26 protein-coding genes and 1 pseudogene are annotated in these 26,090 nt (G+C 62.6%); 16 read left to right on the top strand and 11 right to left on the bottom strand.

Annotated features, from left to right (window positions below):
* Positions 1 to 73: 73 nt before the first annotated feature.
* The 5 genes from AB4Y36_RS33375 to frmR form a co-directional block, all read right to left on the bottom strand.
* Complete coding sequence (locus AB4Y36_RS33375; RefSeq protein ID WP_368685321.1) at positions 74 to 1,306, bottom strand: M24 family metallopeptidase; 1,233 nt, start codon at positions 1,304 to 1,306, stop codon at positions 74 to 76.
* Positions 1,307 to 1,503: 197 nt separating this feature from the next.
* The gene (gene fghA, locus AB4Y36_RS33370) at positions 1,504 to 2,334 is read right to left on the bottom strand and encodes an S-formylglutathione hydrolase (RefSeq protein ID WP_368685273.1); all 831 of its coding nucleotides are present in this window, start codon (positions 2,332 to 2,334) and stop codon (positions 1,504 to 1,506) included.
* A 7-nt stretch (positions 2,335 to 2,341) separates the two neighbouring features.
* Entirely contained in the window at positions 2,342 to 2,632 is a 291-nt protein-coding gene (locus AB4Y36_RS33365) for a hypothetical protein (protein WP_342947550.1), read from the bottom strand.
* Positions 2,633 to 2,654: 22 nt separating this feature from the next.
* Positions 2,655 to 3,764 carry an S-(hydroxymethyl)glutathione dehydrogenase/class III alcohol dehydrogenase gene (locus AB4Y36_RS33360; protein ID WP_368685272.1) on the bottom strand — a complete coding sequence of 370 codons (1,110 nt, stop codon included), beginning with the start codon at positions 3,762 to 3,764 and terminating at the stop codon, positions 2,655 to 2,657.
* A gap of 59 nt (positions 3,765 to 3,823) precedes the next feature.
* On the bottom strand, positions 3,824 to 4,096 hold the full coding sequence (frmR, locus tag AB4Y36_RS33355; protein ID WP_028203886.1) for a formaldehyde-responsive transcriptional repressor FrmR: 273 nt from the start codon (positions 4,094 to 4,096) through the stop codon (positions 3,824 to 3,826).
* 244 nt (positions 4,097 to 4,340) lie between these two features.
* Here frmR and AB4Y36_RS33350 point away from each other — a divergent pair, with 244 nt between their 5' ends.
* A complete protein-coding gene (locus tag AB4Y36_RS33350) occupies positions 4,341 to 4,964 on the top strand; it encodes a hypothetical protein (protein WP_368685271.1) in 624 nt (207 codons plus the stop codon).
* Between the two features lie 76 nt (positions 4,965 to 5,040).
* Here AB4Y36_RS33350 and AB4Y36_RS33345 read toward each other — a convergent pair whose 3' ends face one another.
* Together AB4Y36_RS33345 and AB4Y36_RS33340 are read right to left on the bottom strand one after the other, a co-directional pair.
* Positions 5,041 to 6,903 (bottom strand): PAS domain S-box protein, encoded by a 1,863-nt coding sequence (locus AB4Y36_RS33345; protein ID WP_368685270.1) that lies wholly within the window; start codon positions 6,901 to 6,903, stop codon positions 5,041 to 5,043.
* Positions 6,903 to 8,024 (bottom strand): ABC transporter substrate-binding protein, encoded by a 1,122-nt coding sequence (locus tag AB4Y36_RS33340; RefSeq protein ID WP_368685269.1) that lies wholly within the window; start codon positions 8,022 to 8,024, stop codon positions 6,903 to 6,905. Before AB4Y36_RS33340 ends, AB4Y36_RS33345 begins: the two co-directional genes overlap by 1 nt.
* Positions 8,025 to 8,313: 289 nt before the next feature.
* On the opposite strand from AB4Y36_RS33340, the gene AB4Y36_RS33335 reads away from it, so the two are divergent.
* The 5 genes from AB4Y36_RS33335 (at position 8,314) to AB4Y36_RS33315 (ending at position 11,515) form a co-directional block, all read left to right on the top strand.
* Positions 8,314 to 8,622: a hypothetical protein gene (locus tag AB4Y36_RS33335; RefSeq protein ID WP_368685268.1), complete on the top strand. Its 309-nt coding sequence runs from the start codon at positions 8,314 to 8,316 to the stop codon at positions 8,620 to 8,622.
* Between the two features lie 144 nt (positions 8,623 to 8,766).
* Positions 8,767 to 10,278 (top strand): histidine kinase, encoded by a 1,512-nt coding sequence (locus AB4Y36_RS33330; RefSeq protein ID WP_368605294.1) that lies wholly within the window; start codon positions 8,767 to 8,769, stop codon positions 10,276 to 10,278.
* Positions 10,253 to 10,885 carry a response regulator gene (locus AB4Y36_RS33325; RefSeq protein ID WP_368685267.1) on the top strand — a complete coding sequence of 211 codons (633 nt, stop codon included), beginning with the start codon at positions 10,253 to 10,255 and terminating at the stop codon, positions 10,883 to 10,885. The genes AB4Y36_RS33330 and AB4Y36_RS33325 overlap by 26 nt, the downstream gene beginning before the upstream one ends.
* A 168-nt stretch (positions 10,886 to 11,053) precedes the next feature.
* The gene (locus tag AB4Y36_RS33320) at positions 11,054 to 11,272 is read left to right on the top strand and encodes a hypothetical protein (RefSeq protein ID WP_141710642.1); all 219 of its coding nucleotides are present in this window, start codon (positions 11,054 to 11,056) and stop codon (positions 11,270 to 11,272) included.
* Positions 11,273 to 11,302: 30 nt separating this feature from the next.
* Positions 11,303 to 11,515 (top strand): hypothetical protein, encoded by a 213-nt coding sequence (locus AB4Y36_RS33315; protein ID WP_368685266.1) that lies wholly within the window; start codon positions 11,303 to 11,305, stop codon positions 11,513 to 11,515.
* A gap of 180 nt (positions 11,516 to 11,695) precedes the next feature.
* On the opposite strand, the gene AB4Y36_RS33310 is transcribed toward AB4Y36_RS33315, so the two are convergent.
* Complete coding sequence (locus AB4Y36_RS33310; RefSeq protein ID WP_368685265.1) at positions 11,696 to 12,850, bottom strand: helix-turn-helix domain-containing protein; 1,155 nt, start codon at positions 12,848 to 12,850, stop codon at positions 11,696 to 11,698.
* A gap of 273 nt (positions 12,851 to 13,123) precedes the next feature.
* Between AB4Y36_RS33310 and AB4Y36_RS33305 the strand changes: the two genes are divergently transcribed.
* The 4 genes from AB4Y36_RS33305 to AB4Y36_RS33290 all read left to right on the top strand — a co-directional run bounded on the left by AB4Y36_RS33305 (position 13,124) and on the right by AB4Y36_RS33290 (position 18,099).
* On the top strand, positions 13,124 to 15,451 hold the full coding sequence (locus AB4Y36_RS33305; RefSeq protein ID WP_368685264.1) for a beta-glucosidase: 2,328 nt from the start codon (positions 13,124 to 13,126) through the stop codon (positions 15,449 to 15,451).
* A 278-nt stretch (positions 15,452 to 15,729) separates the two neighbouring features.
* Entirely contained in the window at positions 15,730 to 16,848 is a 1,119-nt protein-coding gene (locus tag AB4Y36_RS33300) for an acyl-CoA dehydrogenase family protein (RefSeq protein WP_069263862.1), read from the top strand.
* Between the two features lie 16 nt (positions 16,849 to 16,864).
* Positions 16,865 to 17,740 (top strand): phosphate/phosphite/phosphonate ABC transporter substrate-binding protein, encoded by an 876-nt coding sequence (locus AB4Y36_RS33295; RefSeq protein WP_368685263.1) that lies wholly within the window; start codon positions 16,865 to 16,867, stop codon positions 17,738 to 17,740.
* A gap of 56 nt (positions 17,741 to 17,796) precedes the next feature.
* The gene (locus tag AB4Y36_RS33290) at positions 17,797 to 18,099 is read left to right on the top strand and encodes a hypothetical protein (protein ID WP_342947540.1); all 303 of its coding nucleotides are present in this window, start codon (positions 17,797 to 17,799) and stop codon (positions 18,097 to 18,099) included.
* 8 nt (positions 18,100 to 18,107) lie between these two features.
* On the opposite strand, the gene AB4Y36_RS33285 is transcribed toward AB4Y36_RS33290, so the two are convergent.
* Entirely contained in the window at positions 18,108 to 18,545 is a 438-nt protein-coding gene (locus AB4Y36_RS33285) for a GNAT family N-acetyltransferase (RefSeq protein ID WP_368685262.1), read from the bottom strand.
* Between the two features lie 387 nt (positions 18,546 to 18,932).
* On the opposite strand from AB4Y36_RS33285, the gene AB4Y36_RS33280 reads away from it, so the two are divergent.
* The 4 genes from AB4Y36_RS33280 to AB4Y36_RS33265 all read left to right on the top strand — a co-directional run bounded on the left by AB4Y36_RS33280 (position 18,933) and on the right by AB4Y36_RS33265 (position 22,428).
* The gene (locus AB4Y36_RS33280) at positions 18,933 to 19,754 is read left to right on the top strand and encodes an ATP-binding cassette domain-containing protein (RefSeq protein ID WP_069263870.1); all 822 of its coding nucleotides are present in this window, start codon (positions 18,933 to 18,935) and stop codon (positions 19,752 to 19,754) included.
* Complete coding sequence (locus AB4Y36_RS33275) at positions 19,751 to 20,788, top strand: ABC transporter permease (protein ID WP_256094633.1); 1,038 nt, start codon at positions 19,751 to 19,753, stop codon at positions 20,786 to 20,788. The genes AB4Y36_RS33280 and AB4Y36_RS33275 overlap by 4 nt, the downstream gene beginning before the upstream one ends.
* 33 nt (positions 20,789 to 20,821) lie before the next feature.
* Positions 20,822 to 21,826 carry a substrate-binding domain-containing protein gene (locus tag AB4Y36_RS33270; protein WP_069263872.1) on the top strand — a complete coding sequence of 335 codons (1,005 nt, stop codon included), beginning with the start codon at positions 20,822 to 20,824 and terminating at the stop codon, positions 21,824 to 21,826.
* Between the two features lie 149 nt (positions 21,827 to 21,975).
* Complete coding sequence (locus tag AB4Y36_RS33265) at positions 21,976 to 22,428, top strand: PA2169 family four-helix-bundle protein (protein ID WP_368605274.1); 453 nt, start codon at positions 21,976 to 21,978, stop codon at positions 22,426 to 22,428.
* A 23-nt stretch (positions 22,429 to 22,451) separates the two neighbouring features.
* Here AB4Y36_RS33265 and AB4Y36_RS33260 read toward each other — a convergent pair whose 3' ends face one another.
* Positions 22,452 to 22,700, bottom strand: coding sequence for a hypothetical protein (locus AB4Y36_RS33260; protein ID WP_342920052.1), 249 nt, complete (start codon positions 22,698 to 22,700; stop codon positions 22,452 to 22,454).
* A 517-nt stretch (positions 22,701 to 23,217) separates the two neighbouring features.
* Here AB4Y36_RS33260 and AB4Y36_RS33255 point away from each other — a divergent pair.
* Positions 23,218 to 24,356, top strand: a pseudogene (locus AB4Y36_RS33255) (2-isopropylmalate synthase); the annotation flags it as partial.
* 133 nt (positions 24,357 to 24,489) lie between these two features.
* Positions 24,490 to 25,584, top strand: coding sequence for a branched-chain amino acid aminotransferase (locus tag AB4Y36_RS33250; protein ID WP_368685261.1), 1,095 nt, complete (start codon positions 24,490 to 24,492; stop codon positions 25,582 to 25,584).
* A gap of 166 nt (positions 25,585 to 25,750) precedes the next feature.
* Here the strand turns inward: AB4Y36_RS33250 and AB4Y36_RS33245 are convergent, their stop codons facing one another.
* Entirely contained in the window at positions 25,751 to 25,930 is a 180-nt protein-coding gene (locus AB4Y36_RS33245; protein WP_342947535.1) for a hypothetical protein, read from the bottom strand.
* Positions 25,931 to 26,090 lie beyond the last annotated feature (160 nt).

Genomic DNA, 26,090 nt, shown 5'->3' with positions numbered 1-26,090 from the left:
AATCGCGGACGGCGTGCTGGCGGGCACGCCGTAACGAGCGCGAAGTGCGTCCCTGAACGCCGCACGCCACATGTCACAGCCAGTCAGTCTCGAAGGCGCAACCGGTCAAAGAGGCGCAGCCGTTCTCGGTGAGCACGACTTGCTGCTCGAGCTTGACGCCCTGCGTACCGCCTTCCGCACCGATATAGCTCTCGATGCACACCGTCATGCCCACTTCGAAGCGACCGTCGTAGCCCGCGCTGTCCCAATCGACCTGGTGGGCAATCGAAGGATATTCGTCGACCATGCCGATACCGTGGGCAAGGCAGCAGTAACGGTTCTTGACGAACGGCTCCGGAATCTTCCACGCCTTTTCCGAGAACTCTCGAAACGTCATGCCCGGCTGAAGAAGCTCCATATTGAAATGGACCTGTGCAAACGCATACTCGTAGAGCTTGCGCTGCTCGTCAGAAGGACGGCCGTCACCAACGAGCCACGTACGGGAGATGTCCGAACAGTAGCCGTTCGGTCCCACCATATCCGTGTCGAAGACCAGCAGGTCGCCTTTCTGTAGAACGCGCGACGAACATTCGTGCATCCACGGGTTCGTGCGGTCGCCGGAGGCGAGAAGCCGGGTCTCGATCCACTCGCCGCCGTGCCGGATATTTTCGTAATGGAGATACGCCCACAGGTCGTTCTCGGTCATGCCGGGGCGAAGCTCGCGTTTCATGCGCTCGATGCTCGCCTCGCAGGTGCGCAACGATTCGCCGATCAACACGAGTTCACTGGACGACTTGATCAATCGCGCCGTTTCCATCAGGGCTTGTCCGTCGAGCAGCGAGATGCCGTGCTTTTCCAGGTAGGCTGCGCCGAACGGATCGAGCCGGTCGACTGCCAGCACATGTTCGCCAGGTGCGTGCTGGCGCAATACGTCGACGATCTCGGCACCCCAGACCTGCGCGCGGCGCTCCGCCTCGTGGCCCGCGTTGAAGAATGTCCAGCTGAGCGCGCCGCGCAATTCCACATCGAGGTCCAGCCCGTCCCAGACATGCTCGCTGCTGTGAAATTCCCAGGCGACGACATGACCGTCTGCGAAGACCATGACGTAACGCGCGGGATTGCGGCCGGCCCATACCTGCATGTTGGAAGTGTCGGTCGCGTAGCGAATGTTCACCGGGTCATAGAGCAGGATGGCGGGCACGTTGTGCTTGCGTAATTGCTCCTGCACGCGCTCGAGCCGCCAGGCCCGGACGTCACGCAAGATCGCGTCTTTGCGGGTCGGTTCGATCGTGCTGCGTGCCGCATCCAAAAGCGGGGCGCTCGTCATCCTCTTTCTCCTGGCCTGGCATTGATAGCGTGTTGCCTTTGAGTATTGGAGGATGGGGGGTACAGCGTCAATGCGCTTTATTTTCCTGGCCGCATGACTTTGGGTTATACGTAGCGGCGGCCTCGGCGCCTTGCCTTTGGATGACCATAGAGAACGCGCCCGTCCGCCGAAACCAGCGAACGGGCGCGCAACGCGTTTCAAGCCAGCGCTTTGGCGTGAAAGGCCATATGCTCGCCGATAAAGCTGGCGATGAAGTAATAGCTATGGTCGTAGCCTTCACGAACGTTGAGCGTCAACGGTTGTCCCGCCTTTGCGCAGGCAGCCTGCAGCAATTCCGGCCGTAGCTGCGCATTGAGGAATTCGTCGCCGCCGCCTTGTTCGACGAGTAGCGGCAAGCGTTCGCGCGCGCTGCCGACCAACGCCACGGCGTCATACTGCTTCCACGCCTCGCGGTCATCGCCGAGGTAGGCGGTGAGCGCTTTTTCGCCCCACGGCACCTGGCTCGGCGCGACGATCGGCGAGAATGCGGATACGCTGCGATAGCGGCCCGGATTGCGCAGTGCAACCACCAGCGCGCCGTGCCCGCCCATCGAATGCCCGCTGATCGAGCGCGCCTCGCTCGCCGCAAAACCCGCCTCGACGAGGGCGGGCAATTCGGAGACCACGTAGTCGTACATGCGGAAATGCTTCGCCCACGGTTCCCGCGTGGCGTTCACGTAGAAGCCCGCGCCCTGGCCGAGATCGTAGTCGGGCGAATCGGGCACATCGCTGCCACGCGGACTGGTGTCCGGCGCGACGACGATGATCCTGTGCTCCGCCGCGTAGCGTTGCACGCCCGCCTTGGTGATGAAATTCTGTTCCGTGCAGGTCAGGCCCGAAAGCCAGTACAACACGGGACATTTCTGCCCGCGCATGGCAGCCTCGGGCAGATAGATGCCAAACTTCATGTCGCCGCCAACGGTGGACGAGGCGTGCTTCCAGACCTCCTGGCTGCCGCCGTGGCTGACGTGTCGTTCAATGCGCTCCATAAGCGTTTCAGGCCTCCCGGTAAGTGCCTTTGGCTTTCGCAGCCTGAGTGGAGAGAATGTCCATGAGCGCGGGGCTCAGACAACCGTACGGCTCGAGGCCCTTGTCGCGCAGCGTCTGGCGCACGTTGGCCATGGCCGAAGGCGGTGTGCCGCTCTCGATGATCGAGGACACGAAGGCTGCGAAGCCGGGGCCGTCCCAGCCCGCGTCTTTCGACGGGCAGCGCAGCGTGCCGCCCGCGAAGCTTTCGGCGCCTTTCTGGATGCCGCGGTCAACCGTGGGGTGAATGGCCGAGGCCATGGTCTGTCTCCTTCCTTGCGTGTCAGTAGTGCACGACGGTCCGGATCGATTTGCCCTCGTGCATCAAGTCGAACGCTTCGTTGATGCCCGAGAGCGGCTTCGTGTGGGTGACGAACGGCGCGAGCTGGATCTTGCCCGCCATCGCGTCTTCGACCATGCCCGGCAGTTGCGAGCGTCCTTTCACGCCGCCGAATGCCGTGCCGAGCCAGCGGCGGCCGGTCACGAGCTGGAACGGGCGCGTGGAGATTTCCTGACCCGCGCCGGCCACGCCGATGACGACCGACTGGCCCCAGCCACGATGCGCGCATTCGAGCGCCGCGCGCATCACGTTGACGTTGCCGATACATTCGAAACTGTGATCCACGCCCCAGCCCGTCATGTCGACGATCACCTGCTGGATGGGCTTCTCGTGATCCTTGGGGTTTACGCAGTCGGTGGCGCCAAAGGCGCGCGCCAGATCGAACTTGCCCGGATTGGTGTCGATGGCGATGATGCGGCCGGCCTTGGCGAGCTTCGCGCCCTGGATCACAGCAAGTCCGATGCCGCCCAGGCCGAACACGGCGACGGTATCGCCTTCCTGCACCTTGGCGGTGTTCTTCACCGCGCCCAGACCCGTGGTCACGCCGCAGCCCAGCAGGCACACCTGCTCGGGATTGGCTTGCGAGTTGATTTTGGCGAGAGAGACTTCGGCCACCACGGTGTACTCGCTGAACGTGGAGCAGCCCATGTAGTGATAGAGCGGCTGGCCGTTGTAGCTGAAACGGCTTGTGCCATCGGGCATCACGCCCTTGCCCTGGGTCGCGCGCACGGACACGCACAGATTGGTCTTGCCGCTCTTGCAGAACAGACACTCGCCGCATTCGGCGGTGTAGAGCGGGATGACGTGATCGCCGGGCTTCACGCTGGTCACGCCCTCACCCACTTCCACGACGATCCCGGCGCCCTCGTGGCCGAGCACGACGGGGAAGAGGCCTTCCGGGTCGTCGCCGGAGAGCGTGAAGGCATCGGTATGACAAACGCCGGTATGCGTGATCTTGACCAGCACCTCGCCCTTGCGGGGCGGTTCAACGTCGATCTCGACGATCTCGAGGGGCTTGCCCGGCCCAAACGCAACTGCAGCACGCGATTTCATAGTAGTCCTGTAAAAAAAGAAGGTCGGCCGAATCGGCGCGGGAAAAATCCCGCGGTGAGCTAGCGTAAATAGGTTCGAACGAGGGTCACGACATCGTCGATCGATCCCGGGGACTCCGCTGATCCCGCAAGGTGGGTAAATTCTTCGCGCAAGTGGCTTTCGAGCACACCGGCCATCACGCCGTTGATCGCGCCGCGAATCGCCGCCAGTTGCTGGAGCACCGGCGCGCAATCGGCGCCTTCCTCCAGCGCGCGCTCGAGCGCGTCCAGCTGGCCGCGAACCTTGCGCACGCGCGTGAGCACGCGCTTCTTTTCTTCGGGGGAATGGGGCATGACGGCATCGATTGAAGATACTGTGGGGCAGTATAGGCGAATACTGGCAGGGAGTATACGTTTGCATCGATGTTGCCAACGTGATGCCAGGTGAATATCGGGGCTGTTCCCACAGGGCATGCGGCGCATAATGAGCCCGTGATGCGCAGTTTCGAGGACCTCGTGCCTTACCTGCTGTATCTGCGACCATCGACATTCGTGAGGAATTTTCTCCGAGCATTGCGCTGCGCGCAAAGGAGCAGGGGTGAACCGCACGCAGGGACGCTTCGTCGAATTATGGTCGTGCAGCGGGGGCGCGCGCGCCGAGGCCGTCTATGCCGATCTCGCGCGCCGTTATGGCGAGGCGGGGCGGCACTACCACACGCTGCGCCACGTGCACCGCTGCCTGCGCGATTTCGACCGGGCGCGCGAGGCGATTGCGCATGGCAATCTCGTGGAGCTTGCGCTGTGGTGCCACGACGTGATCTATGTTCCGGGCGCTCAGGACAATGAGGAGCGCAGCGCGCAGTGGCTGCGGCGCTGCGCAGACGATCGCATCGCGGCTTGCGAGCGCATTTGCGAAGCGATTCTCGCGACCCGGCATACCCGCGCGCCGGATGAACTGGATGCGCGCTTCGCGTGCGACATCGATCTCGCGTCACTGGGCGCACCGCGCCGCCAGTTTCAGGACAACGGCATGCGCCTGAGAGCCGAACGCCCGGACCTGGACGACCACGCCTACGCCATGCACGAGCGGCGGATGCTGGAGACGCTGCTCGCGCGCCCGCGCATCTACCTGACCGATTACTTTCATTCGCATTGCGAGGCCGCGGCACGCGCCAATCTCGCGTGGCGGCTCGCACAGGCGACGCCGGGCGCCGGGACATGAGGCCAGGTTGGCAAATCAGGGAAACGACCATCAGGATTTCGCATCTAGCGAAAAGCGCCAGGCGGACGAGGCATGACTAGCGGAGTTCGTTATCGGCGGGCAGCGCTCGACTGACGTGTTCCGTCGTCTCGTTGAACACGATGCGAACCGTCGATCCCGGCCCGTCCCGGCTTTCGATATGAAACTGCGCGCCGATCATCCGTGCGCGCTCCTGCATGCCTTGCAGTCCATACGAATCCCCACGGATCGCCTTCGCCACGTCGAACCCGTTGCCGTCGTCATGGACCTCGAGTTCGAAGTGGTTATGGATGCAACGCAGGACGACCTCGGCATGCGAGGCCTGCGCGTGGCGGCTGACATTGGTGAGCGCCTCCTGGACGATGCGGAACACCGCCGTCGCGCGGTCGTCGCTCAATGAAGGTTCGCGGCCTTCGAGCAGGAACGTGCAGACCGTTGCGTTGTGTCGGGTGAAGTCCTGAACGAGCCATTCGAGTGCCGACAGGAGCCCGAAATTCAGCGCGGCCGGTCGCAGGTGACTCGCGACGTTGCGCACGATGTCGATGGTGCGTTCAGCCAGCCCGCCGATGTCGCCTACCTTTTGTTGCCACTCGGCGCCCTGGCTCAGCGCAAGCTTGAGCAAGGAGACATTGATCTTGATCGCGGTGAGCAACTGGCCCAGTTCGTCGTGGATCGTCATGGCGATCTGCCGCCGCTCCTCTTCGCGGATCGACTCCTGGTGGGACGAAAGCTGGCGCAACTGTTCGCGCGAATGGCGAAGCAGCTGCTCGGTTCGCGTGCGCTCGCGCACTTCTTCCTCGAGCTGATCGCGATGGCGCGTGAGGATCTCCATCGCCTGCTTGCGGCCCGAGATATCGGTCAACTGTCCTTCGAGGCATTGGGGGGCCGCGCCGTCGTAGCGTATGCCGCGGGCATTGAGCTGACACCAGACCGCGGTGCCGTCGGCGCGAGTCAGCTCGATTTCCAGGCCCGCGATCTTGCCGGTCAATTGCAGCATCGCGAAGAGTTGGGCCGTTTTCCCGCTGGAAAACGGCTGGGGCTTGGCATGAACTGCGCTCGCGTCGTCGCGTGGCGCCGTGATCATGCCTTGCACGTCGCGGTAGCCGAGCAACTGGGCCATCGCGGGATTGGCGTCGCAGAGTTTGCCATTGCGATCGAGCACGAAGAATCCTTCGAGTGAATTCTCGATGATGCTCCGGTACTTGCGCTCGCTCTCCCTGAGCGATGCCGTCGAGTCGCGCAGCCGCTCCGCCATCACGTTGACACGCGCGGCCAGCCGGCCCAGTTCGACACTGGATTCGATGGCGCAGCGGCTGTCCAGATCGCCTGACGCGATGCGGTCGACCATTTCTTCCAGGCGCCGGATGGGCTCGCGCACGAGGTGTTTGAGGAGCAGAAAGGTCGTGACGTACACCACGGCGAGCACGAGCGCGAGCGTTCCCAGCACCGCCGCGCGCGCGGCCTCGAAACCCCGGTCGGCGGCGGCCCGCGTCAGGACCACGCGGACCTCGCCGATCTTTTCGGGCGGCGCATTGCCGGGTGGCGTGAATTCTATCGGCCGCACGCGAACCACGCGCGCCTGCGGGTCGGGCATCGGCGCATTGCTCGCGTCGGCCAGCACGCCATAGTTGGTCGCGGTCACGGTGAAGCTCACCACCTCCGGATTCGGTTTGAGCACATTCAGTTGCCGTGTGATCGCGTCGCGATCGACATTCCAGAGCGGCTGCGCGAGCGACTGGCTGAGGAGATCGGCAATGCGGTTCGCACGTTCGTCGAGTTCCGCGATCCGGCCTTCGCGCGCATGCTCGAGCAGGAAGAACGCCGACGTGCCCGCCACCAGCGTACAGAGCACCAGCAGCGAGAGCATGAGCTGCGCATGCAGGCTGCGTGGGAAGCGGGCACGCAACAGGGTTTGCAGCATTACGCGGCCTTTGAAGCGGAATCGAGCAGGGTGTCGAGATCGAACGTGTAGGCGCCCACACGCCGGCTTTGCACGCGCGAGAAACGGCTGAAGTCGGGAGACGTGCGGCCTTGAAAGGCAATCTCGGCGTAACGCCTGGCGTCGCTGCTGTCGAGCACCTTCAGATAGTCGAGCCGCTGGCGCGGTCCGCCCACTTGCGCAAAGTCCGCGCCGTAGTGGTAGTCGTGAATGAGGACCAGCGCGCATGCGCCGATGAACTGGTCGCCTGCAACGATCGCGGCCAGGTCGCCGCGAATGACCGAAGCCACGGCTTCGGGCAGCGCACCGAGCCCGCCGACGATGGTGGACAGATGCCGCTCCTGCACCGCACTCAATGCACCAAGCGTCATCGAATCGTTGGCAGCCCAAAGGATATTGGCATCCGGGTAGCGCGAGAGCAGCACGCGCGCCTTGTCGCGGCCGTCGGAAAAACTCCAGTCCCCATAGACGAGCTGATCGATGCGGTCCTGCGGCCGGCGCGCCAGCGCGGCCTGCACCCCGGCGGCGCGCTCGGCAGAGACCGGCGTGGCAGGGTCGCCGGTAATGCCGATCACGCGGGCGGGGCCGCTGCCGTTCGAACGGATCAGGCAATCCATGAGGCGAAAGCTGCCGCGTCCGGCATCGGCGGTGACGGTGCCGATCCAGTTCGCGATCCGTTCGCGCTCGTTGCCGGTCTGGGCACGCTGGGCTTCGGTCAGATCGTTGTGGATCAACAGCACTTTGGCGCTCGAGCGTGCCAGCGTTTGCAGCATCTGCGGCGCGGCCATCTTTTCGTTGACGATCACCACATAGTCGGGCGCCGCTGTACGTGCCGCTACGGATTCGGCCTGGCGAAGCATCAGCAGATGATCGCGCTCCGCGTAGAGCACTTCCAGCTGCATGCCAAAGTGTTTTGCAGTCGCGGCCATGAAGCGCGAGACGAGTTGCCAGTGCTGGCCCGTATCGTGTTCCACGCTTTCGCCCGGATTCAGGAATACGACGCTTGCTGGCCCACGGCTGACCGGCAACGCCATGGTCGCCCGCATCGTTATCAGGCTCGCGCCAATACCGACGCATTGCGCGATCATCTGTCTTCTGTTCATACGAAATCAGCGTATGCCATGCGCGGCATTGGGTGGAACCGAACGGTCAGTCGCGCGCAGCATAACGCGACGTAATCTCGCCGACAATCCGCTTTACTTCGGGCCAGGACGGAAATTCCCGGCAGACATTCAAGGGTGCGATTGCGCCTCGAAGTCCGCCATTCAGGATTTCCCGACACAAGATTCAGGGTTCCCCTTTACCGTTTGCAGTCGAAGACGACTGCACGCGATCATTGGCGGGTTCATCATGAGGTCAGCAAAATTCGAAGCTTGGCAGAGGCGACGCGCGATGATTTCCGAGTGGGGCGACCGTAAGGCGCGCGTGCAGGACGTGAACTCGATCTGCATGCGCCTGTTCGATACGTGGTGCGAATCCCGCAATCTCATGCCGCTGGCTTATTTGATGCACTGCTGGCCGCTGCCGGACAGCCGCGCGGGCACGATACGGCGCTTGCAGGAAAGCATGAAAGACCTGCGCCGCAACCATGCGGACAAGCTCGATTTGTATGCGTTATCGGCGCTTGGCGAACTCACACGCAGTCTCGACGAACTGATCGACCGTGCGGAAATTTCCGCGAGGCATTCGTTCGCTACGTAAGGCACCTGGAACATAGAGGGCTAACGGGCTAACGGGGCGTGCAATCCGTATTACCTGCATACGTGATAAAGGGTTGCCGAAGGGCCATGGCTTTGGCGACGAGGACAAAACAAAGTAACCAGGGCCGGAGCAACCGTGGGCAAGATGACTGACTCGCAGGCCACGACAACGAACCCCTGCACGATACTGGTCGCGGGCGGTACGCCGAACGAGACCCGCTTGATCGCCGACCACCTCGTATGGGAGGGCTTCGAGGTGCTCGCCGCGAACAGCGGCCTCGAGGTGCTGGAGCGTTCGTACGTTTCCCAGCCCGAACTGATTCTGCTCGATTCAGAGGCCGCCAGTGTGGGCGCCCTCGCCACCTGCCGCAGCCTGAAGTCGGATGCGCGCACGCGCGATATTCCCGTGGTGCTCATGATGCCGGCAGGCCATCATCGAAATCTCGCCGATGGCCTCAGCGCCGGCGCAGCCGACCATGTGCGCAAGCCCGTGCTCGTCGAGGAGCTGGTGGCCAGGGTCCGCACGCACATCGCGTTGCGGTCGGCCCACCGGCAACTCGCCATGCAGCAGCGCGGGCTCAACGCGTGCGAAACGCGCTTTCGCGCGATCGTCGAATCGGGCCCGGTGGCCATGGGCATCACCTCGATGCCCGACGGCCAACTGCTCTATGCCAACGCGCGGTTTCGCGAACTGCTGCGCCTCGATGAAGCGGCGCGCGCGAACGTCAATATCGTCGACTTCTACGTCGATCCGCTGGAGCGCGAAAGACTCGTGCGCTGTCTCGCGGCCCAAGGCAGCTTCAGCGACGCGGAGGTGAATCTGCGTCGGCCGGACGGGACGCAGTTCTGGGCCATGGCGACGGCACGGCTGTCGAACTACGATGGCGCACCGGCCATTTACGTCGGCCTGCACGACATTTCCGGCCGCAAGCGCGTGGAAGACGAACTCGTGCGCTCGCGCGAGCAGCAGCGGGCCCTGTCGGCTTATCTGGAGGGAATGCGCGAAGACGAGCGCAAGCGCAGCGCGCTGGAGATTCAGGACGAACTCGGCCAGTTGCTGACGGCGCTGAAAATGGACGTCTCGCTGCTGCGGATGCGGCTCACCGACGATCCGGAGGCCGTCGGCCGGGCCGACGACATGCGCGAACTGGTCGAAGGCACGATCTGGATGGTCCGCAACGTGGCAAGCCACCTGCGGCCTGCGGCGCTCAACTTCGGCCTCGTTTCGGCGCTCGAATGGCTCACCAGTCAATGGAGCCGGCACAACGCCATCCCGTGCGAACTGCACATGGCAAGCGGCGAGCCGGCCTTGTCGGACATGCAGGCCACGGCGCTCTTCCGGATCGTCGAGGCGGCGCTGACGAACGTCGCGCGCCACGCGGCGGCGCAGCGCGTCGAGCTCACGCTCAGCACCGGGCCCGGCTCGCTCGACTTGCGTGTGCGCGACGACGGCCGCGGCTTCGACGTGGCCGCCGCGTATGCAAGGTACGCATACGGTCTGCTTGGCATGACAGAGCGCGCGAGGCTGATTGGTGGTACGTTGAGCATCGACAGTCAGCCCTGCAAAGACCTGACCATCGGCATTGCGTCTGGCACCACGATTTCGATCCACGTTCCGCTCGAAGACCCCCATGATCAGAATACTCATCGCCGATGACCATGCCATCGTGCGTGGCGGACTCAAGCAGATCCTCGCGACGACTGCCGACATGGTCGTGACGGCGGAGGCCGGGCAGGGCTCGGAGGTGATGGAAAAGCTGCGGACCTGCGAAGTCGACCTGCTGCTGCTGGATATGACGATGCCGGGCATCAGCGGCGTCGATCTCATCCGCCGCGTGCGCGCCGAGGAACCTGCGTTGCCGGTGCTCGTGCTCAGCATCCACAACGAAGCCCAGGTCGCGTCGCGCGCGCTGCGGGCCGGCGCGACAGGCTACGTGACGAAGGACAGCGATCCCGAAGTGCTGCTGGCCGCGATTCGCAAGCTCGCGGACGGCGGGCGCTTTATCGACCCGAAACTCGTCGACGCCATGGTGTTCGAGAAGCATTCGGGCGATGTGCCCCCGCACGAAGTGCTATCGGACCGCGAGTTCCAGGTGCTGCAGATGCTCGCGTCGGGCAAGAGCATCAACGATATCGCCGATGCGTGCGCGCTCAGCGCCAAGACGATCAGCACCCACAAGATGCGGCTGATGCAAAAACTCGGGCTGGGCAATAACGCGGAGGTGATCCGCTATGCGATCCGGCATGGGCTGGTGGGCGAGTAACGCTCGGTCGTGCGCGGCGAGAAGGAAATCCTGACAAACGAACCGGACAATCCCGAGGGAACTATCTACCCGTCCCGATGGCGGCCGGTTTAACGGCTGTCTACGATGATTCCACCTAAAGCGTGGGGGGCGGCGATGGCGGTGCGGCAGTCGTTAGGGGCAGCAGTCGTGAAGTGGCTGAACCCCACCAGCAGGCAGACAGTGCGGGTCGTGACGGTGCATCGTGCGCCGTCCGGGCGGATCGCGAGCGTGTTCATCGAGGCGCAGACAGCGGACGGACCGCGCGCGCTGTTTTTCTTCCGCCATCCCGACCGTGGATGGCAGGTGTTTCCACCCGATATCCTGCGTCCTTCGATGGGCGCAGCACGTGTCGCGACAAGCATATAGCGGCAGTCAGGCCGCGAGCGGAGATTGCGCATGGAAGAGATCGCGCCAGACGAATTGCCGTCACCCTATGAAACGAAGCTGCGCGAGTGGATGAGCCGGTGGTACGACCACGCCATCGCGCAAGGGCTCGTGTGTCCGCCGTTTTTGCTCGACGACGCCAAGGCCGAGCGCCTCGAAGGCTATTTCGCCGCCGGACTGACGCCATCGGAAGGTGCGCAGGCCTTCTTCGGGCCGGCGCACTGACCTGCGCCTTCGTGACGGCGCGTCGAGCGCTCATGCGGCCTCGATCTGATCTTCCACGTGTGTTGCGTAGTGCGCTCTGTTCATCGACATCATCGTGATTTCGACGCGCGTGTTCGCTTTCTTTCTGGTCCCGAATATTCGATCGTGTACAGCGCAGGCGCGGTTTGCCCAGAAGGCTCACTAGAGCCTGCAGTTTTCGAACTTGTAGCGCGAAGGAGACTTGCCGCTGTTCTCGAGAAAGAAACGCGAGAACGCGCAGGGAGAAGAAAAGCCGAGAAGATCGCTCACCGCGGCAACCGAATAATCGGCCAACGGCAGCAACCGCCGTGCCTCCTCGAGGCGCGCATGAGACAGGATAGCCTGGAAGTTCGTCCCTTCAATCTGCAGGCGCCGGTGCAGCGTCGAGCGTGAAATGCCAAGGCGGCCGCAGACTTCTTCCATGGGGTTCGCAAATGGCAGACCGGCATGCGCCTCACGAATCATCTTCGTCACGAAATCTTCGATTCTCGAAGAAAACGAATGGCCCACAACGAAGCGTCTGATATCGGCATCGGCCTGCCCGCAGAGAATGTTTTCGGTGATCTCGTTGTACCTGCAATACGGCAGGTCTGCCGCTCCGGTTTTCATCAGCATGCAGTTGCGGCTTTGCCTGAATTTCACCGTCGCGCCACACAGGTGCGAGAGCTGGGAGACGGGCGCAAACGCCTCTCCGGTCAACTCGATCTGGGTGGGATAGGGCTCGTCGTCGTTGTACTGTTCGGCGAGTCGAATGAGCAGCAGAAAATTATAGAAAGCGCTCGATGAACTTCTGCCCGCGCCGTCCAGAACGTATTCGAATTCGAATGTCTGGCCTGCCCGCTTGACCTTCACGGTATCGACATTTCCGATCAACACCCGGTAGCGCAGAAACTGGTCAAAGGCCTTCGTCAACGTCGGGCTGTTCGTGACGATGGCCAATAAGGTGCTGATCGGGGCGCGAAACGAATAACTGGAAAAGATTTCGAGCCGCTCCGAAGCCTGGTAGCCCGGCTCCAGCAGATTGAGCATGGCAATGTGCTTGTGTGCGGGGATGCGCCCGTCCGGATGGACGAGTTCCGCCTCGGTGATGCCGGTGAGGCGCGTGAAATCGTGCGGTGACATGCCGTGCTCGACGGCGGACTTGAGCGAGAGTTGGGCAAGGACGTTCGAAACGGTCTTTTGATCGGTCGTCATGGGAGACACCATGGAACGGAGAAACGTCGCCTCGGCTAACCGCTGGTAGCTGGTGACTTTAGCATCCTTGCTGCAATCCTCAAACGGCCCGATGGGGCGAGATATCGAATCCGCATGAACCACTGCGCGGGCGCTGTGAGCGGGTGCGCAGACTCGAAAACTGCCTGTAAGGTAGCGACGGAATGGCAAACGGAGCAGGGTTAAGGCAAACCCTGATACTGCGACGCAAAGTTAAGTTCTGCGACGGCACGATAAGCGCCAACGTTTCTCCGGTGCTATCGTCATCTCGCTACGTAGGGCAATTCAACATAAAACTAGAAGAAAAATGTAGTCCGATTACGGTCCCGCAATCCTGCGGGTCATCGCTCATGCAATCGGCAAAACAGGAGAGACACCGTGAGGAATGCGAAGAAAATAGCGATTGCCGTCGCCGGCGTATTGTGTGCCGGCTCTGTGGCGTACGCGGATCAAGCTGCCACCGGCAATACATGGGGCAACAGCCCATTTTCGATTGTGGCGCAGTTCTTTTCCCAGGCTTCGGGTGCGTCACAGCAGCCGGCCTTTGACTGGAAAGCGAAGGGCGACCAGGCCGACAGGCGCGCGGCAGTGCTGGTATCGCAATTGACGCTCGACGAAAAGATCCAGCTGGTGCACGGCACGGGCATTCCCACCGTCGGTCTGGGTGGCCCGTTTCCATCTTGGGTGCAGGGCGCCGGTTATATCCCCGGTATCAGTCGCCTGGGCATTCCCCCGTTGGCCACCGCGGATTCGGCTGGCGGCGTGAACGTGCAGAACGCGCATGCCACGGCTTTTCCCGCACCGATCGGGCTCGCCTCGAGCTGGGATGTGGCGCTCGCGGGGGCCTACGGCTCGCGTATTGCCCGTGAGCTGCGCGTGCTCGGCTACGCGGAAGGGCTGGGTGGCGGGCTCAATCTGGCGCGTGAACCGCGCGACGGCCGCACGTTCGAGTACATGGGCGAAGATCCCGTCCTGACCGGCACGATGAGTGCGGCGCGCACCATGGGGACGCAGTCTCAGGACGTGATCGCAACGGTGAAGCACTACGCGATGAACGACCAGGAAACCAACCGGATGACGAGCAATTCCGTGGTCGACGAAAGGACGATGCGGGAAACGGAGCTGCTCGCCTTCGAGATCGCCGTGCGCGAGGGGCATCCCGGCAACGTGATGTGCTCGTACAACCTGATCAATGGCGTGTATGCCTGCCAGAACCCGGAACTCCTCACGACCATCCTGAAGAAAGAGTGGGGATTCAAGGGCAAGGTTCAGTCGGACTGGACGGCCAACCATAGCACTGTCGCGTCCGCGATGGCCGGTCTCGACGAAGAGCAGCCCGGCGATCTCGGCACGGCCGGCGCGGGCTTTGGCATTCAGTCTTATTTCAGCAGCGCGCTCAAGGCCGCGGTCCAGGCCGGTACCGTTCCGGTCGCCCGTCTCAACGACATGGTCTTTCGCAAGCTGCGCACCATGATCGCCCTCGGCGTCATGGACAACCCGCCCACCCCCGGCGGCTCGGTCGACCAGACGGCAGGCAACCGTGACGCTCTCGCGGTCGCGCACGAGTCGATCGTTCTACTGAAGAATGGATCGGCATCCGGCAGTAACCAGCCGGTCCTTCCGCTCGCCGCTGGCGGCCTGCACTCGATCGTCGTGATCGGCGGCCATGCCGATGTCGGTGTGATGTCCGGAGGCGGGTCGGGAGGCGTGCCCGCGGCAGACGGCAATGCGGTGTCGGGATGCCAGTCCGGCAATCCGCTGCTTTCGAGTTGCGCGACCTGGTACAAGTCCTCGCCGTACAACGCGATCAAGGCCAAGGCGCCTCAGGCCACGGTGACGTATTTCGACGGCACGAACGCCTCCGCCGCGGCTAGCGCAGCCGCCAGCGCCGATGTCGCGATCGTGTTCGCCACGCAGTGGGAAAGCGAGGGCACGGATCTGGCGAACCTGTCCTTGCCGGACAACAAGGCGGACGCGAGCAATCAGCTTTACGACCAGAATGCGCTGATCAACGCGGTGGCTGCGAAGGCCAAACGGATCATCGTCGTGCTGGAGAATGGCAGCCCCGTCACGATGCCGTGGCTCGGCAGCGTTCACGGTGTAGTGGAAGCGTGGTATCCCGGTGTGCAAGGCGGTCAGGCGATCGCGGACATCCTGTTCGGCGACGTAAACCCGTCCGCCAAGCTGCCGATCACGTTCCCGCGCCAGGAAGCCGATTTGCCGCAGCCGATCATCGACCCGAACAACCTGAACGTCGTCTATAGCGAAGGACTCCTGATGGGGTACCGCTGGTTCGATGCGAAAAACATCGATCCGCTCTTCCCGTTTGGCTATGGCCTCTCCTATACGACTTACTCGTACTCGGGGCTCCGGACGCGTACCGATCAGGGCGGCAATGTGATCGCGACGTTCACCGTTGCCAACACGGGCTCGCGTGCCGGCGCCGAAGTCGCCCAGGTGTACGCGACGCTGCCGCCGGGACTCGGCGAGCCGCCGCAGCGCCTGGTGGGATGGACGAAGGTCGCCTTGCGGCCTGGGCAGTCGCAGCAGGTGACCGTCGTCATCCCGGCACGGCGCCTCGCGACGTGGAACGTCACGACGCACGCGTGGCAGGTGCATGGCGGAAGCTACGAGATTCGCGCCGCGTCGTCGTCGCGCGATACGAACGCGTTGTCGGCACGCGTTGTCGTTGGCGATATGCATTGAGCTGTCTGAGGCCTGGGCGCAGCCCGCACCCAGGCCTTGCGGACGAGCCGGTACATCCAGCGTCCAGAGAAAATCGGCAGATGCAATAATGTGCCGGCCTGCGGCGCTGCGATGCGCTGCGGGCTCCTTCAAGTGCGAGAGTCGTTGTTGCAGGTCTGCATGCGACAGATGCACCGGAGCGGCGCACGCGCGTCCTCCATTTTCGGCTGCGCAACACGTGCGCGGCGTCAGAACAGACCCGGACGACCGTCTCCGCCAACTCTGTCCGGGAGACTCCGATGTCCTTGATCGACGTGCTGGAACCGCTCGTTCGCACCGCTATTGCCCCCGAAGCTCCCCAAACGGATCAGCTCGCGCGCTTTCCCCGCGCGGCCCTCGACGCACTAGGCGAGGCACGTCTGCTCGGACTCGTCAGCGCCGAAGAGCTCGGCGGCATGGGGCAGGGCGTCGCGCAGGCGTGTCAGGTGGTCGAGCGCATCGCGCGGGACTGCCCGTCCACCGCGATGGTCGTCACCATGCACTACGCCGGCGCCATCCTCATCGATAAATACGGCCCCATCGAAGTGAGGCGCGCCATTGCGCAAGGCGGGCACCTCACCACGCTGGCATGGTCCGAGACCGGCTCACGCAGCCATTTCTGGGCGCCGGTCGGCACCGCGCATCCCGATGGCGACGATTTCGTGCTCAACGGCAACAAGAGCATGGTGACGTCCGCCGTCGAAGCCGACTCCTACGTCTGGTCGTCGCGACCGGCGCTGGCCGCGGATGGCGCCAGTACGCTGTGGCTCGTGGACAGCCGTGCGCAAGGGCTGCACTGTCCGCAGCCCTTCGACGGCCTCGGCTTGCGCGGCAACGCGTCCGCGCCGATCCAGGCCGAAGGATTGCGTGTGCCGGCCAGTGCGATGCTCGGCCCTGACGGGGGCGGCGGCGACATCATGAATGGCGAAGCATTGCCGGCGTTTGCAAACCTCGTTGCGTCGACATCGATCGGCATCGCCGATGGCGCGCTGGCGCGCGCCATTCCTCACGTGACCGGCAGCCGCTTCGCGGAGAGCGGCAGTGCCCTTGCCGACCTGCCGACCATCCGCGCCTATCTCGCCCGCGCGCAGCTGCGCGTCGATCAGGCGCGCGCGCTGCGCGACGATACGCTCGCCGCACTGGCGTCGGGCCGGCCCGACGCGATGCTGCGCGTACTCGAAGTGAAGGCGGTAGCCGCGGAAGCCGCGCTCGCCGTGACCGATACGGCGATGCGTATTTGCGGCGGCGCGGCCTTTCGCAAAGAGGTGGGCATCGAGCGACTGTTCCGCGACGCGCGCGCCGCCTCCATCATGGGACCGACCTCGGACGTCCTTTACGACTTCGTTGGCCGCGTGCTGTGCGGCCTGCCGCTCGCCTGATGAGGAGACACCCATCATGTCCTCAAGCGCACGAAATGCCCCCCTGATGCTCGGCGCCGTTGCGTATGCGCCCAAGGTCGTCACGATCTGGGAGGGCTTCAAGGCATGGTTTGCCGAACGCGGAGTCGCGATCGACTATCTGCTTTACTCGAACTATGAAACGCAGGTCGAGGCCCAGTTCGCAGGCGATATTGCGTTCGCGTGGAATTCCCCGCTTGCCTGGATACGCGCGAGCCGCATCGCCCAGGCGCGCGGCGAGACCGTGCTGCCGCTCGCCATGCGCGACACGGACCGCGACCTGCATTCGGTGCTCGTGGTTCGCCGTGACAGTCGCGTCCAGACACTCGCCGACCTGCGCGGCGGCACGATCGGCTTCGGTGCGATCGACTCGCCTCAGGCCACGCTGATTCCGCTGGATCATCTGCGCCACGAGGGCGGCCTCGTCGCGGGCCAGGACTACCACGCGCGCCGCTTCGATGTGCTGGGCGGCAAGCACGGCGACCATATCGGCGGCGAACGCGATGCGGCAAGCGCCCTCGTGCGCGGCGAAATCGATGCCACGTGGATGATCGCAGGCAACTTCCGGGCGTTTGCCGACGAAGGGACGCTGCCGGCGGGCGCGTCGCGCATCGTCGCCACGACGGGCGCATTCGATCACTGCAACATGACGGTTAGCCCCGGCGTGCCGCAGGAAGCGGCGCAGCGCTTTGGCGACCTGCTGCGCTCGATGGACTGGAACGACGCGCGGGCGCGTCCGTTGCTCGAACTGGAGGGTCTCAGGTCGTGGCTGCCCGGCCGCGCCAGTGGCTACGCATTGCTCGAGCGTGCGGTAACGGAAGAGGCTTTCTATGACGACCAAGGCCGAATCGCCGAGCCCGCTTATCGATATTGAGTCGCTGGGTTTCGACGCCGGCGCTCAGTGACGAGGCCCGCCATGTCGCCCTGGGCATGTCCCATCTGCTTTACCGGCTCAACAGCGAGCCGCGCCTGCGTTCGCGTCTGGCCCACGCGGTCGAGCAACGTCATGACGCACTGGAGGGCACCGCGGGTCTCAATGAAGAGGTATTCGACGCGCTGATCCTGATCGCCGCGGGCGAGTTGACGCCGGCGGCCGTGGCGCGAGGCTACGCGCAGGTTCAAACCTTGATGCGCGAAATGGCCGATAGCCGCTACACGAGGCTGGTGCGCCTTGGCTTCGAGCCGGCCCAGGCGAAGCAGCTTGCGGCGCTGCATACGCGCAATTTCATGTAGCGGCGGCGTTACCGCCGCCTCATCAGCAACGACGTGTCAGTCGCGTCGACCACGTGAAACCCAAAGCGCTGGTAAAGGCTAATGGCCCGGTTGCCCTTCAGAACACTGAGTTTGACAGGGACGTGAGCGTCGTCTGCGTGGCTTAGAAATTCACCGAGCAGATGGGCCGCGATACCGCGACCCTGATGTTCGGGCAGGATCTGGATTTGTACGATGGTCCATTCATCGACGTCGCGAAAGAACTTGAAGAGTCCGAGTTTTTCCGACCCGCAACAGATGACATAAGCGTCGCCGTAGCGATAGCGAAGACGCTCCCAATGTGTGTGCTCGTCGGTGGATTCGCCAGCACGTTCCAGGTGCTCGGTCATCGTTGCCTTGCGCAAAGCGAACAGAAATGGCTCGTCGGCGGGCGTCGCTGCGCGAAGTGTGAATTCAGGTGGATTCATTCGTGGCGGTCGAAACTGGCAGTGGCGGGCCCGGTGATTGTTGACCATCTCAAGCACGTTGTCGACCTCGACGCCGTGGTAGCGAACGGTGCTGTCGTGCCTCCTGCACGGGCCACCGTGTCAGGTCACGCGCGCGAAGTTTGCTATCAATCGTGGACGTGCCCAAGTCCCTTACATTCCGTTATCCGGATGCCCAGGACTAGTAATTTCCCGATGAAACAAGCGGTCTCGCGAGGCGATTCTTGAACTAGACTTTGACTGTTAGTCTTACTATATTCCAGAGACTTTTCCAGGTAAGTTGAGGCGGCGAGCGATAAGCAAAGGGGAAAGTTTTATGGCTATCGTCGTACACAACATCTCTGTGGTTCATTCGAGCCGGAGCGCAGCGTGACGGCGAGCGATGCCGCGCCCGCTGCGAGCGACTGGCGGCATATCGTGCGCGCGCAGGGCATCAGCCTGTCCTACGGCAAGATACGCGCGCTTTCCGGCATCGACCTCGCCATTGGCCGCAACGAGATCGTCGGCCTGATCGGCGATAACGGCGCGGGCAAATCGACGCTCATCAAGGTGTTGACCGGTGTCGTGCGGCCGAGCACGGGCAAGCTGTTCATTCGCGACGAAGAGGTCGACTGGAGCCGCTTTTCCGTGCGCGAGGCACACCGGTTGCGCTTCGAGACGGTGTATCAGGAGAAATCGCTCGGCGAGAAGCAACCGCTGTGGCGTAACTTTTTTGTCGGCCGGCAGATCACCAATCGGCTCGGCTTCATCAATGTCGCCGAAGAACGGCGCATTGCCAACGATATTCTCAAGCAACAGCTCGGTTTTCGCGGCGTGGGGATCGACGCGGATTCGTTGATTGCGAAACTCTCCGGTGGCGAGCGCCAGGGCATCGCGATCGGACGGGCGATGTATTTCGACAGCGATCTGATCATTCTCGATGAACCCACGGTGGCACTTGCCATCAGCGAGGTGCGCAAGGTTCTCGACTTCGTGCGCTCCATTAAGGAGTCCGGGCGCGCCTGCATTTACATCGAACATAACCTCGCCCATGTGCACGAGCTAGCCGATCGGCTGGTCGTGCTCGATCGCGGCCGCATCGTCGCGGATATCAAGTCAGGCGAGATGAGCCTCGAGGATCTAACGCGGTATCTGATTTCGCTGCAGCAGAGCGGGCACGGACCGGCGCCGGTTGCGGGGACAAAGACGTGAGCGATCCGATCAAGGAAAAACGGCCGGTGCGCCCGGTGGGTTTGCGTCTGCCGGGATTTGCCCGCATGGAGGGCTTGCCGAGCCTGGTCGTATTCGCGCTGGTGGTCGGCCTGTTCATGGCAACGGCACCGCGCGTGTTTTTGGGCTGGCCAATCTACTTCTCCTTCCTGACCACTGTGCCGCCGCTCGTGGTGCTGGCGATCGGGCTGACGCTGGTGATTGCGGCGGGGGAGATCGATCTGTCCTTCCCTTCGGTGATGGCATTCTCGGGCTTTCTGTTCGCCTGGTGCGTGAATACCACCGGATCCGCGTGGCTAGCCATTGTTGCGGCGTTGGCAGGCGGCGCGCTGGTCGGCGTGGTGAATGGGGTGCTGGTCGCGGTGGTCGGGATGCCCTCGATCATCGTGACGATCGGCACGCAGTTCCTCTGGGCAGGTGTTGCTTCGATTCTTTCCGGCGGGCTCTCCTATGCGCTACAGCAGCTCGCCAGCGGTTCAGCCTATGCAGTCTTCACGGGCACGTTGTTCGGCGTCCTCCCGATGCAAGCGCTCTGGGCGCTCGGGCTCGCAATATTCATGTGGTTCATCCTCAATCGCCACCGTTTTGGCGAGCACGTGCTGTTCATCGGAGACAACCGCAACGTAGCGAAGGTCGTGGGCATCAATGTGCTGCGTGAGACGGTGAAGCTGTTCACGCTGATGGGTGTACTGGCCGGTTTCGCCACGGTTCTGCTCACGCTCGAGAACCTGAACTATTTCTCGACCCAGGGGCAAGGCTACCTGCTGCCGGCGCTGGCCGGCGTGTTCATCGGCGGAACTTCGGTGTTCGGCGGCACGGCGACGATCGTAGGGACTTTCTTCGGCACCTTCGTGATTGGCATGCTGGAGGCCGGCATCGTTGCGACAGGCATCGCCGGCTTCTGGGTACAGGCGATCGAAGGGGTGGTGTTCATCGTCGCCGTGATCCTGCATCTGTTGGTCGAGAATCCCGCCAGGCTGCGCGCGTTGCGCGAAAGATTCAGGCTTGGGAGGTGATAAAGCCGTTAAATCAGGAGATAGGAGAGAGAGATGAACAAGATCATGACGGGATTCCTCCTGGGGGCGGGCGTGCTTGCGTTCGGCCTTTCGATGAACGCCGGCGCGACCGATCCGACCACGTCAGGGCAACTCGGCGCCGGTATGACGATGTATATGCAGATGGGCGGAAACCCCGGCGACGGCGCGACATTGCCACGTCAGACGGGGGCTGCCGATGCGGGACACGCCTTCGGCATCAAGGTGATCGAGCAGTTCTCGGCCTGGAGCCCGGAGACGATGCTTGCGCAGTTCCGCCAGGCGATGGCGGCAAAGCCGACGTGTATCGGCATCATGGGCCACCCGGGCGATCCGGCCTTCGCCCCGCTGATCAAGCAGGCGGTCGACCAGGGCATCATCGTGACCGTCGGCAATACGCCGCTGCCCGATAACCAGAAGCTCTACGACGCGAAGGGCTTCGGCTACGCCGGCGTCGAACTCTACGTTGGCGGCCAGATTACCGCTCAGGCCATGCTGAGCGCCGGGCTCAAGAAGGGCGACGAGGCGCTCGAGTATGGCGTCTTCAACGAGAGTGTGCGCAGCCAGTCCGACCGCGGCCTTGCCGAGACGCTGGAAAAGGCCGGTGTGAAGGTGACCCGGCTCAATATCTCGCCGCAGGTGGATTCCGATTCATCGCTCGCCGTGCCGATCCTGGTCGCCTTTATCCAGGCGCACCCTGATCTGAAGGCCATCGGCACCCAGCACGGCGGCGTGACCGGGTTCATTCCGCAGGCGCTCCAGCAGGCCGGCAAGAAGCCGGGGCAAATCATCGTGGGCGGCATCGATCTGGCGCCTGCCACGATTTCCGGGCTGCAGAGCAAATTCATCACCGCGACGCTCGATCAGCAGCTTTATCTGCAGGGCTTTCTGCCGGTTACGCAGTGCGTGCTCTCGGCGGCTTATCACTTCGCGGGACTGACCATCAACACCGGCGCCGGTGTGCAGACACCCGCGACGATCGACTCGCTCATTCCGCTCATCAAGCGCGGGATTCGCTAAGGACGAATGGGATGAAGGTACGGGGGCACGACGCGGTGAAACTCTCATAGGTTGCGCCGGGCGCGATCGTACCCCTGGCAGGACGGTTCGGGCATGGCGTATGCGAAAACATGGAGCTTTTCACGCGTTTATTCGACGGGAGCGAACCCATGACGACCACTGTCATTGCCATGCTGAACGAGCTGATCGAAACTTCAAAGGACGGCGAGCACGAATTCACGAAAGCAGCCGACGGGGCACAGCACGCAAGCGTGAACGAAGCGCTGCTCGAAAGTGCCGTGCACTGCTCGCGTGGCGCGCGCCAGTTGCAGGAACTCGTCGTGAAGCTTGGCGGCAAGCCGGAAAACGGCGGCAGCGTCGCGGGCGCGTTGCATCGCGGCTGGCTCAATGTGAAATCCGCGGTTGGCACCCGCACCGACGACGCCATCCTTGCAGATTGCGAAAAGGGCGAAGATACCGCGGAGAAGCGGTTTCATAGTGCGCTTGAAAGGAATTTGCCCGCTGATGTGAACGCCGTGGTGGCGCGGCTATATAGCGATGTGGCGCAGGATCTCGATCGCATCCGCGAGTTGCGAGTCCAGTTTGCCGAGACGAAACCCTGACTCGAGCGTGGTCGACGTGGGCGCTACTGGGTGGCGGATTCCGTAACGACCACCCGCACGTCCTGCGCGAAGGCGTCCTCGAACCGAATGCGCGCCACCGTAAGGCAATCCGCGGGCGTGCCGGCCCCGAGACGTACTGCAGCTTGTGCCGTGGCCTTCGCGGCAAGGCCAAATACAGCGACCGCCTCATCCCATGTGAGGCCGGTCGTCATCACTTCCTGAATGAGCCTGCCCGCCACCGCCTCGATCTTCGCTCTGCGTTCCTGATTCATCACACCACTCCCGGTTTTGCGCGCTGTCGCTTGATGGAAACAGCGCATATTTTGGACCCGGTGCGCAGTTGAGGGCGTGCCGGAGGCGGTTGCCTCAATTGATTCCTGGGTGCTCCGGCGCGGCCCCCTGGAGGCGTGACGCGTTTTCAATATGGAATGTTTTCACATTGAATGAATGCCTTGTGATAAGAATACTTATCTAAATGAACAAGGCGTCGTGCCACGAGCGCGTGGATGAAATCCGCGAGGCGAACAGTTCGCCTCGCTCGTGGGTTGCTTCCCAATCTCGCCCCGCACATCCGCTTCCCGACGCGACGGTCGTGCTGCAGGTCCCCATCCGGTCCGCCCATTAGCTCGCCACCGGGCTTTTGAAGTTGCGGGTTGACCCCAGGTTCACCTGAAATATCGTTGGCTATAATCGCGAACGGTCGGGCGCTGTGATCCAGCGTCGGCAAGCGGGAAAGGTTACCCCCCATTCCCTGATCAATGCAGTTGCCGATCCCTACAGGAGACTGGCATGGCAGAACAACTCATCATTTTCGATACCACCTTGCGGGACGGAGAGCAGTCGCCGGGTGCGTCGATGACAAAAGAAGAAAAACTCCGCATCGCGATGCAACTCGAGCGTATGCGGGTCGACGTGATCGAGGCGGGCTTCGCAGCGAGTTCTGATGGCGATTTCGAGGCAGTGCGCGCTATCGCAAGCGAAGTGAAAGACAGCATGATCTGTTCTCTCGCACGCGCGAACGAGCGTGACATTTCACGTGCGGCCGAAGCGCTGCGGCCAGCCAGACGTTTTCGCATCCATACCTTTCTCGCGACATCGCCGCTGCATATGGAGAAAAAACTCCGTATGTCGCCCGACCAGGTGTACGAGCAGGCGCGCCGCGCAGTGCGTCAGGCGCGCAGTTTCACCGATGACGTCGAGTTCTCGCCGGAAGACGCCAGTCGCTCAGATATGGACTTTCTGTGCCGGGTGCTGGAGGGTGTGATTGCCGAAGGCGCAACTACGATCAACGTACCCGATACCGTTGGCTATGCCATACCGGAAGTTATGCGGCACTGATCCGCGAACTACGCGAGCGCATTCCAAATTCAGACCGGGCGGTTTTTTCGGTGCACTGTCATGATGATCTTGGCCTCGCGGTGGCGAACTCACTAGCCGCGGTCAAATCGGGCGGCGCAAGGCAGATCGAGTGCACGATCAACGGACTTGGCGAACGGGCAGGGAATACGGCGCTCGAGGAAGTCGTCATGGCGGTCAAGACCCGGAGAGATCACTTCGACCTCGACGTGCGCGTCGATACGAGCCAGATTGTCACGGCTTCACAGTTGGTCTCGGAGATTACCGGATTTGCGGTGCAGCCCAACAAGGCGGTAGTCGGCGCTAACGCGTTCGCTCATGCGTCCGGCATCCACCAGGACGGTGTGCTCAAAGCGCGCGATACTTACGAAATCATGCGCGCGGAAGATGTAGGCTGGAGCGCAAACAGGATCGTGCTCGGGAAGCTTTCTGGTCGAACTGCCTTCAAACAGCGCCTGAGTGAGCTTGGTGTCATGATGGATAGCGATGCAGAATTGAATGCAGCGTTCGCGCGCTTCAAGGCTCTCGCCGATCGTGAGGCCATCGTTTCCGATGGCGCGCTGGTTGCCCTGGCACGTCAGGGCGAGGGCGTGAATTGCGGCAGCGCGCATTCATGACGGTCAGCGACCAAGGCTTTCACATCGCAAACCGCCGGACAGCAGGAACCCTGCGACCGCGTTATTTTCGTCATAGCTCGAAGAAACCATGAATACTGAAACGATTGCCCAGTTTGTTATTTCGCCCAGCACGACACCGACCGCACACGATGAGATCACCGCGAGCATTGCCAACCCGGTATTTGGTCGCGTGTTCACCGATCACATGGCGACTGTCCGATGGACAAGTGCCCTTGGTTGGCACGACGCGAAGATTGAGCCGCGTCGGCCGTTTCAGATTGACCCCGCCTGCGCTGTCCTGCACTACGCGCAGGAGATTTTTGAAGGCATGAAAGCCTATCGCGGCGACGACGGCTCGATCTCGCTTTTCAGGCCTTACGAGAATGCCAGGCGGTTTCGCGCGTCGGCAGCGCGCATGTCCATGGCAGAACTCCCCGAAGCACTCTTTGTCGGCGCAGTGGATGCACTCGTGAAGATCGATCGGGACTGGGTTCCTGGCGGCGATGGCAGTTTGTACCTGCGGCCTTTCATGTTTGCAACGGAGAGTTTTCTCGGGGTGCGCGCCGCCAACGAATATCTGTTCTGTGTTATCGCTTCGCCCGTTGGGCCGTATTTCAAGGCGGGCAAGACGGCGGTCACTGTTTGGGTCTCCGACCAATATACCCGCGCGGCACCAGGTGGAACAGGCGCGGCCAAGTGCGGCGGAAATTATGCCGCCAGCCTGATTGCGCAAACCGAGGCGGCCGCGAAAGGCTGCGACCAGGTCGTGTTCCTTGACGCTGCGGAACACAAATGGATCGAAGAGCTGGGCGGCATGAACGTGTTCTTCGTGATGGACGACGGCACCCTGCGTACACCTCCGCTCTCGGGCACCATCTTGCCCGGTATTACGCGTGCTTCCATTATTGAGCTGGCCAAACGGGAGGGCATCACAGTTTCCGAAGAGCCTTATGCATTCGCATCGTGGCAAGCCGATGCGATCAGCGGTCGCGTCAAGGAGGCCTTCGCCTGCGGTACGGCGGCGGTCGTGACGGCCATCGGAGAGGTTCGTCACGCTGCGGGCGAATTCAAGATCGGTGAGGGTGGCGAAGGACCTGTCACACAACGAATTCGCACTACGCTCACCGGTATTCAGCGCGGCAAGATTGCAGATCCATTCGGCTGGATCCACAAGGCGTCTTAAGCGATTTTCCTGGAATCCGTGTGCAGGCATACAAACCATCACTCGCCGCTTGACGCATTTGCCGACGACAGGACCCATCCAATCCACCTAACACCGACGATCGATCGTGCGAGCACAAAACCGCCGGGTCGCAATTGTCGTCTCGCCGCGCTGAGCCGGTGCGGAGTTACTCGACGCGGCAATTGCATCGCGTGAACTTGCGATAGAGCTGAAGCGCTAGCCCGCCGGCCACAACGATCAATGCGCGACCGACACTCGAATCGACACTCGTCATGACCTCGGTGAGATAGATCGCGGCTCCTGCTACCAGGGGATGAGAGAGCCCCTTATCACGAAATTCATCCATTTGAATTCTCCAACGTATAGACCACGGTCGGACAACCCGGGCAACGCCTTCCCACTTGATGTCGAAGGCGACTTTGTCGCTGATTCGCTGAAATGTTTCGCATACCTGATTTCGTCTTTCCATGATCGACCGATCGTCCTGTCTGGCTGGTGTACTGTTC

Origin of the sequence: Paraburkholderia sp. BR10936 (assembly GCF_040965735.1) — a bacterium.
In the GTDB taxonomy this organism is placed as follows: domain Bacteria; phylum Pseudomonadota; class Gammaproteobacteria; order Burkholderiales; family Burkholderiaceae; genus Paraburkholderia; species Paraburkholderia nodosa_A.
This window is presented reverse-complemented; position numbering and strand designations above follow the sequence as displayed.

What these genes read in the sequence shown, in the direction of transcription:
- AB4Y36_RS33365 (WP_342947550.1), bottom strand. Translation starts at nt 2,632, where the DNA reads ATGGCCTCGGCCATTCACCCCACGGTTGACCGCGGCATCCAGAAAGGC.
- AB4Y36_RS33250 (WP_368685261.1), top strand. Translation starts at nt 24,490, where the DNA reads ATGAATACTGAAACGATTGCCCAGTTTGTTATTTCGCCCAGCACGACA.
- AB4Y36_RS33270 (WP_069263872.1), top strand. Translation starts at nt 20,822, where the DNA reads ATGAACAAGATCATGACGGGATTCCTCCTGGGGGCGGGCGTGCTTGCG.
- AB4Y36_RS33375 (WP_368685321.1), bottom strand. Translation starts at nt 1,306, where the DNA reads ATGACGAGCGCCCCGCTTTTGGATGCGGCACGCAGCACGATCGAACCG.
- AB4Y36_RS33345 (WP_368685270.1), bottom strand. Translation starts at nt 6,903, where the DNA reads ATGCTGCAAACCCTGTTGCGTGCCCGCTTCCCACGCAGCCTGCATGCG.
- AB4Y36_RS33315 (WP_368685266.1), top strand. Translation starts at nt 11,303, where the DNA reads ATGGAAGAGATCGCGCCAGACGAATTGCCGTCACCCTATGAAACGAAG.
- AB4Y36_RS33245 (WP_342947535.1), bottom strand. Translation starts at nt 25,930, where the DNA reads ATGGATGAATTTCGTGATAAGGGGCTCTCTCATCCCCTGGTAGCAGGA.
- AB4Y36_RS33285 (WP_368685262.1), bottom strand. Translation starts at nt 18,545, where the DNA reads ATGAATCCACCTGAATTCACACTTCGCGCAGCGACGCCCGCCGACGAG.
- AB4Y36_RS33330 (WP_368605294.1), top strand. Translation starts at nt 8,767, where the DNA reads ATGACTGACTCGCAGGCCACGACAACGAACCCCTGCACGATACTGGTC.
- AB4Y36_RS33360 (WP_368685272.1), bottom strand. Translation starts at nt 3,764, where the DNA reads ATGAAATCGCGTGCTGCAGTTGCGTTTGGGCCGGGCAAGCCCCTCGAG.
- AB4Y36_RS33335 (WP_368685268.1), top strand. Translation starts at nt 8,314, where the DNA reads ATGATTTCCGAGTGGGGCGACCGTAAGGCGCGCGTGCAGGACGTGAAC.
- fghA (WP_368685273.1), bottom strand. Translation starts at nt 2,334, where the DNA reads ATGGAGCGCATTGAACGACACGTCAGCCACGGCGGCAGCCAGGAGGTC.
- AB4Y36_RS33295 (WP_368685263.1), top strand. Translation starts at nt 16,865, where the DNA reads ATGTCCTCAAGCGCACGAAATGCCCCCCTGATGCTCGGCGCCGTTGCG.
- AB4Y36_RS33290 (WP_342947540.1), top strand. Translation starts at nt 17,797, where the DNA reads ATGTCCCATCTGCTTTACCGGCTCAACAGCGAGCCGCGCCTGCGTTCG.
- AB4Y36_RS33260 (WP_342920052.1), bottom strand. Translation starts at nt 22,700, where the DNA reads ATGAATCAGGAACGCAGAGCGAAGATCGAGGCGGTGGCGGGCAGGCTC.
- frmR (WP_028203886.1), bottom strand. Translation starts at nt 4,096, where the DNA reads ATGCCCCATTCCCCCGAAGAAAAGAAGCGCGTGCTCACGCGCGTGCGC.
- AB4Y36_RS33265 (WP_368605274.1), top strand. Translation starts at nt 21,976, where the DNA reads ATGACGACCACTGTCATTGCCATGCTGAACGAGCTGATCGAAACTTCA.
- AB4Y36_RS33325 (WP_368685267.1), top strand. Translation starts at nt 10,253, where the DNA reads ATGATCAGAATACTCATCGCCGATGACCATGCCATCGTGCGTGGCGGA.
- AB4Y36_RS33300 (WP_069263862.1), top strand. Translation starts at nt 15,730, where the DNA reads ATGTCCTTGATCGACGTGCTGGAACCGCTCGTTCGCACCGCTATTGCC.
- AB4Y36_RS33340 (WP_368685269.1), bottom strand. Translation starts at nt 8,024, where the DNA reads ATGAACAGAAGACAGATGATCGCGCAATGCGTCGGTATTGGCGCGAGC.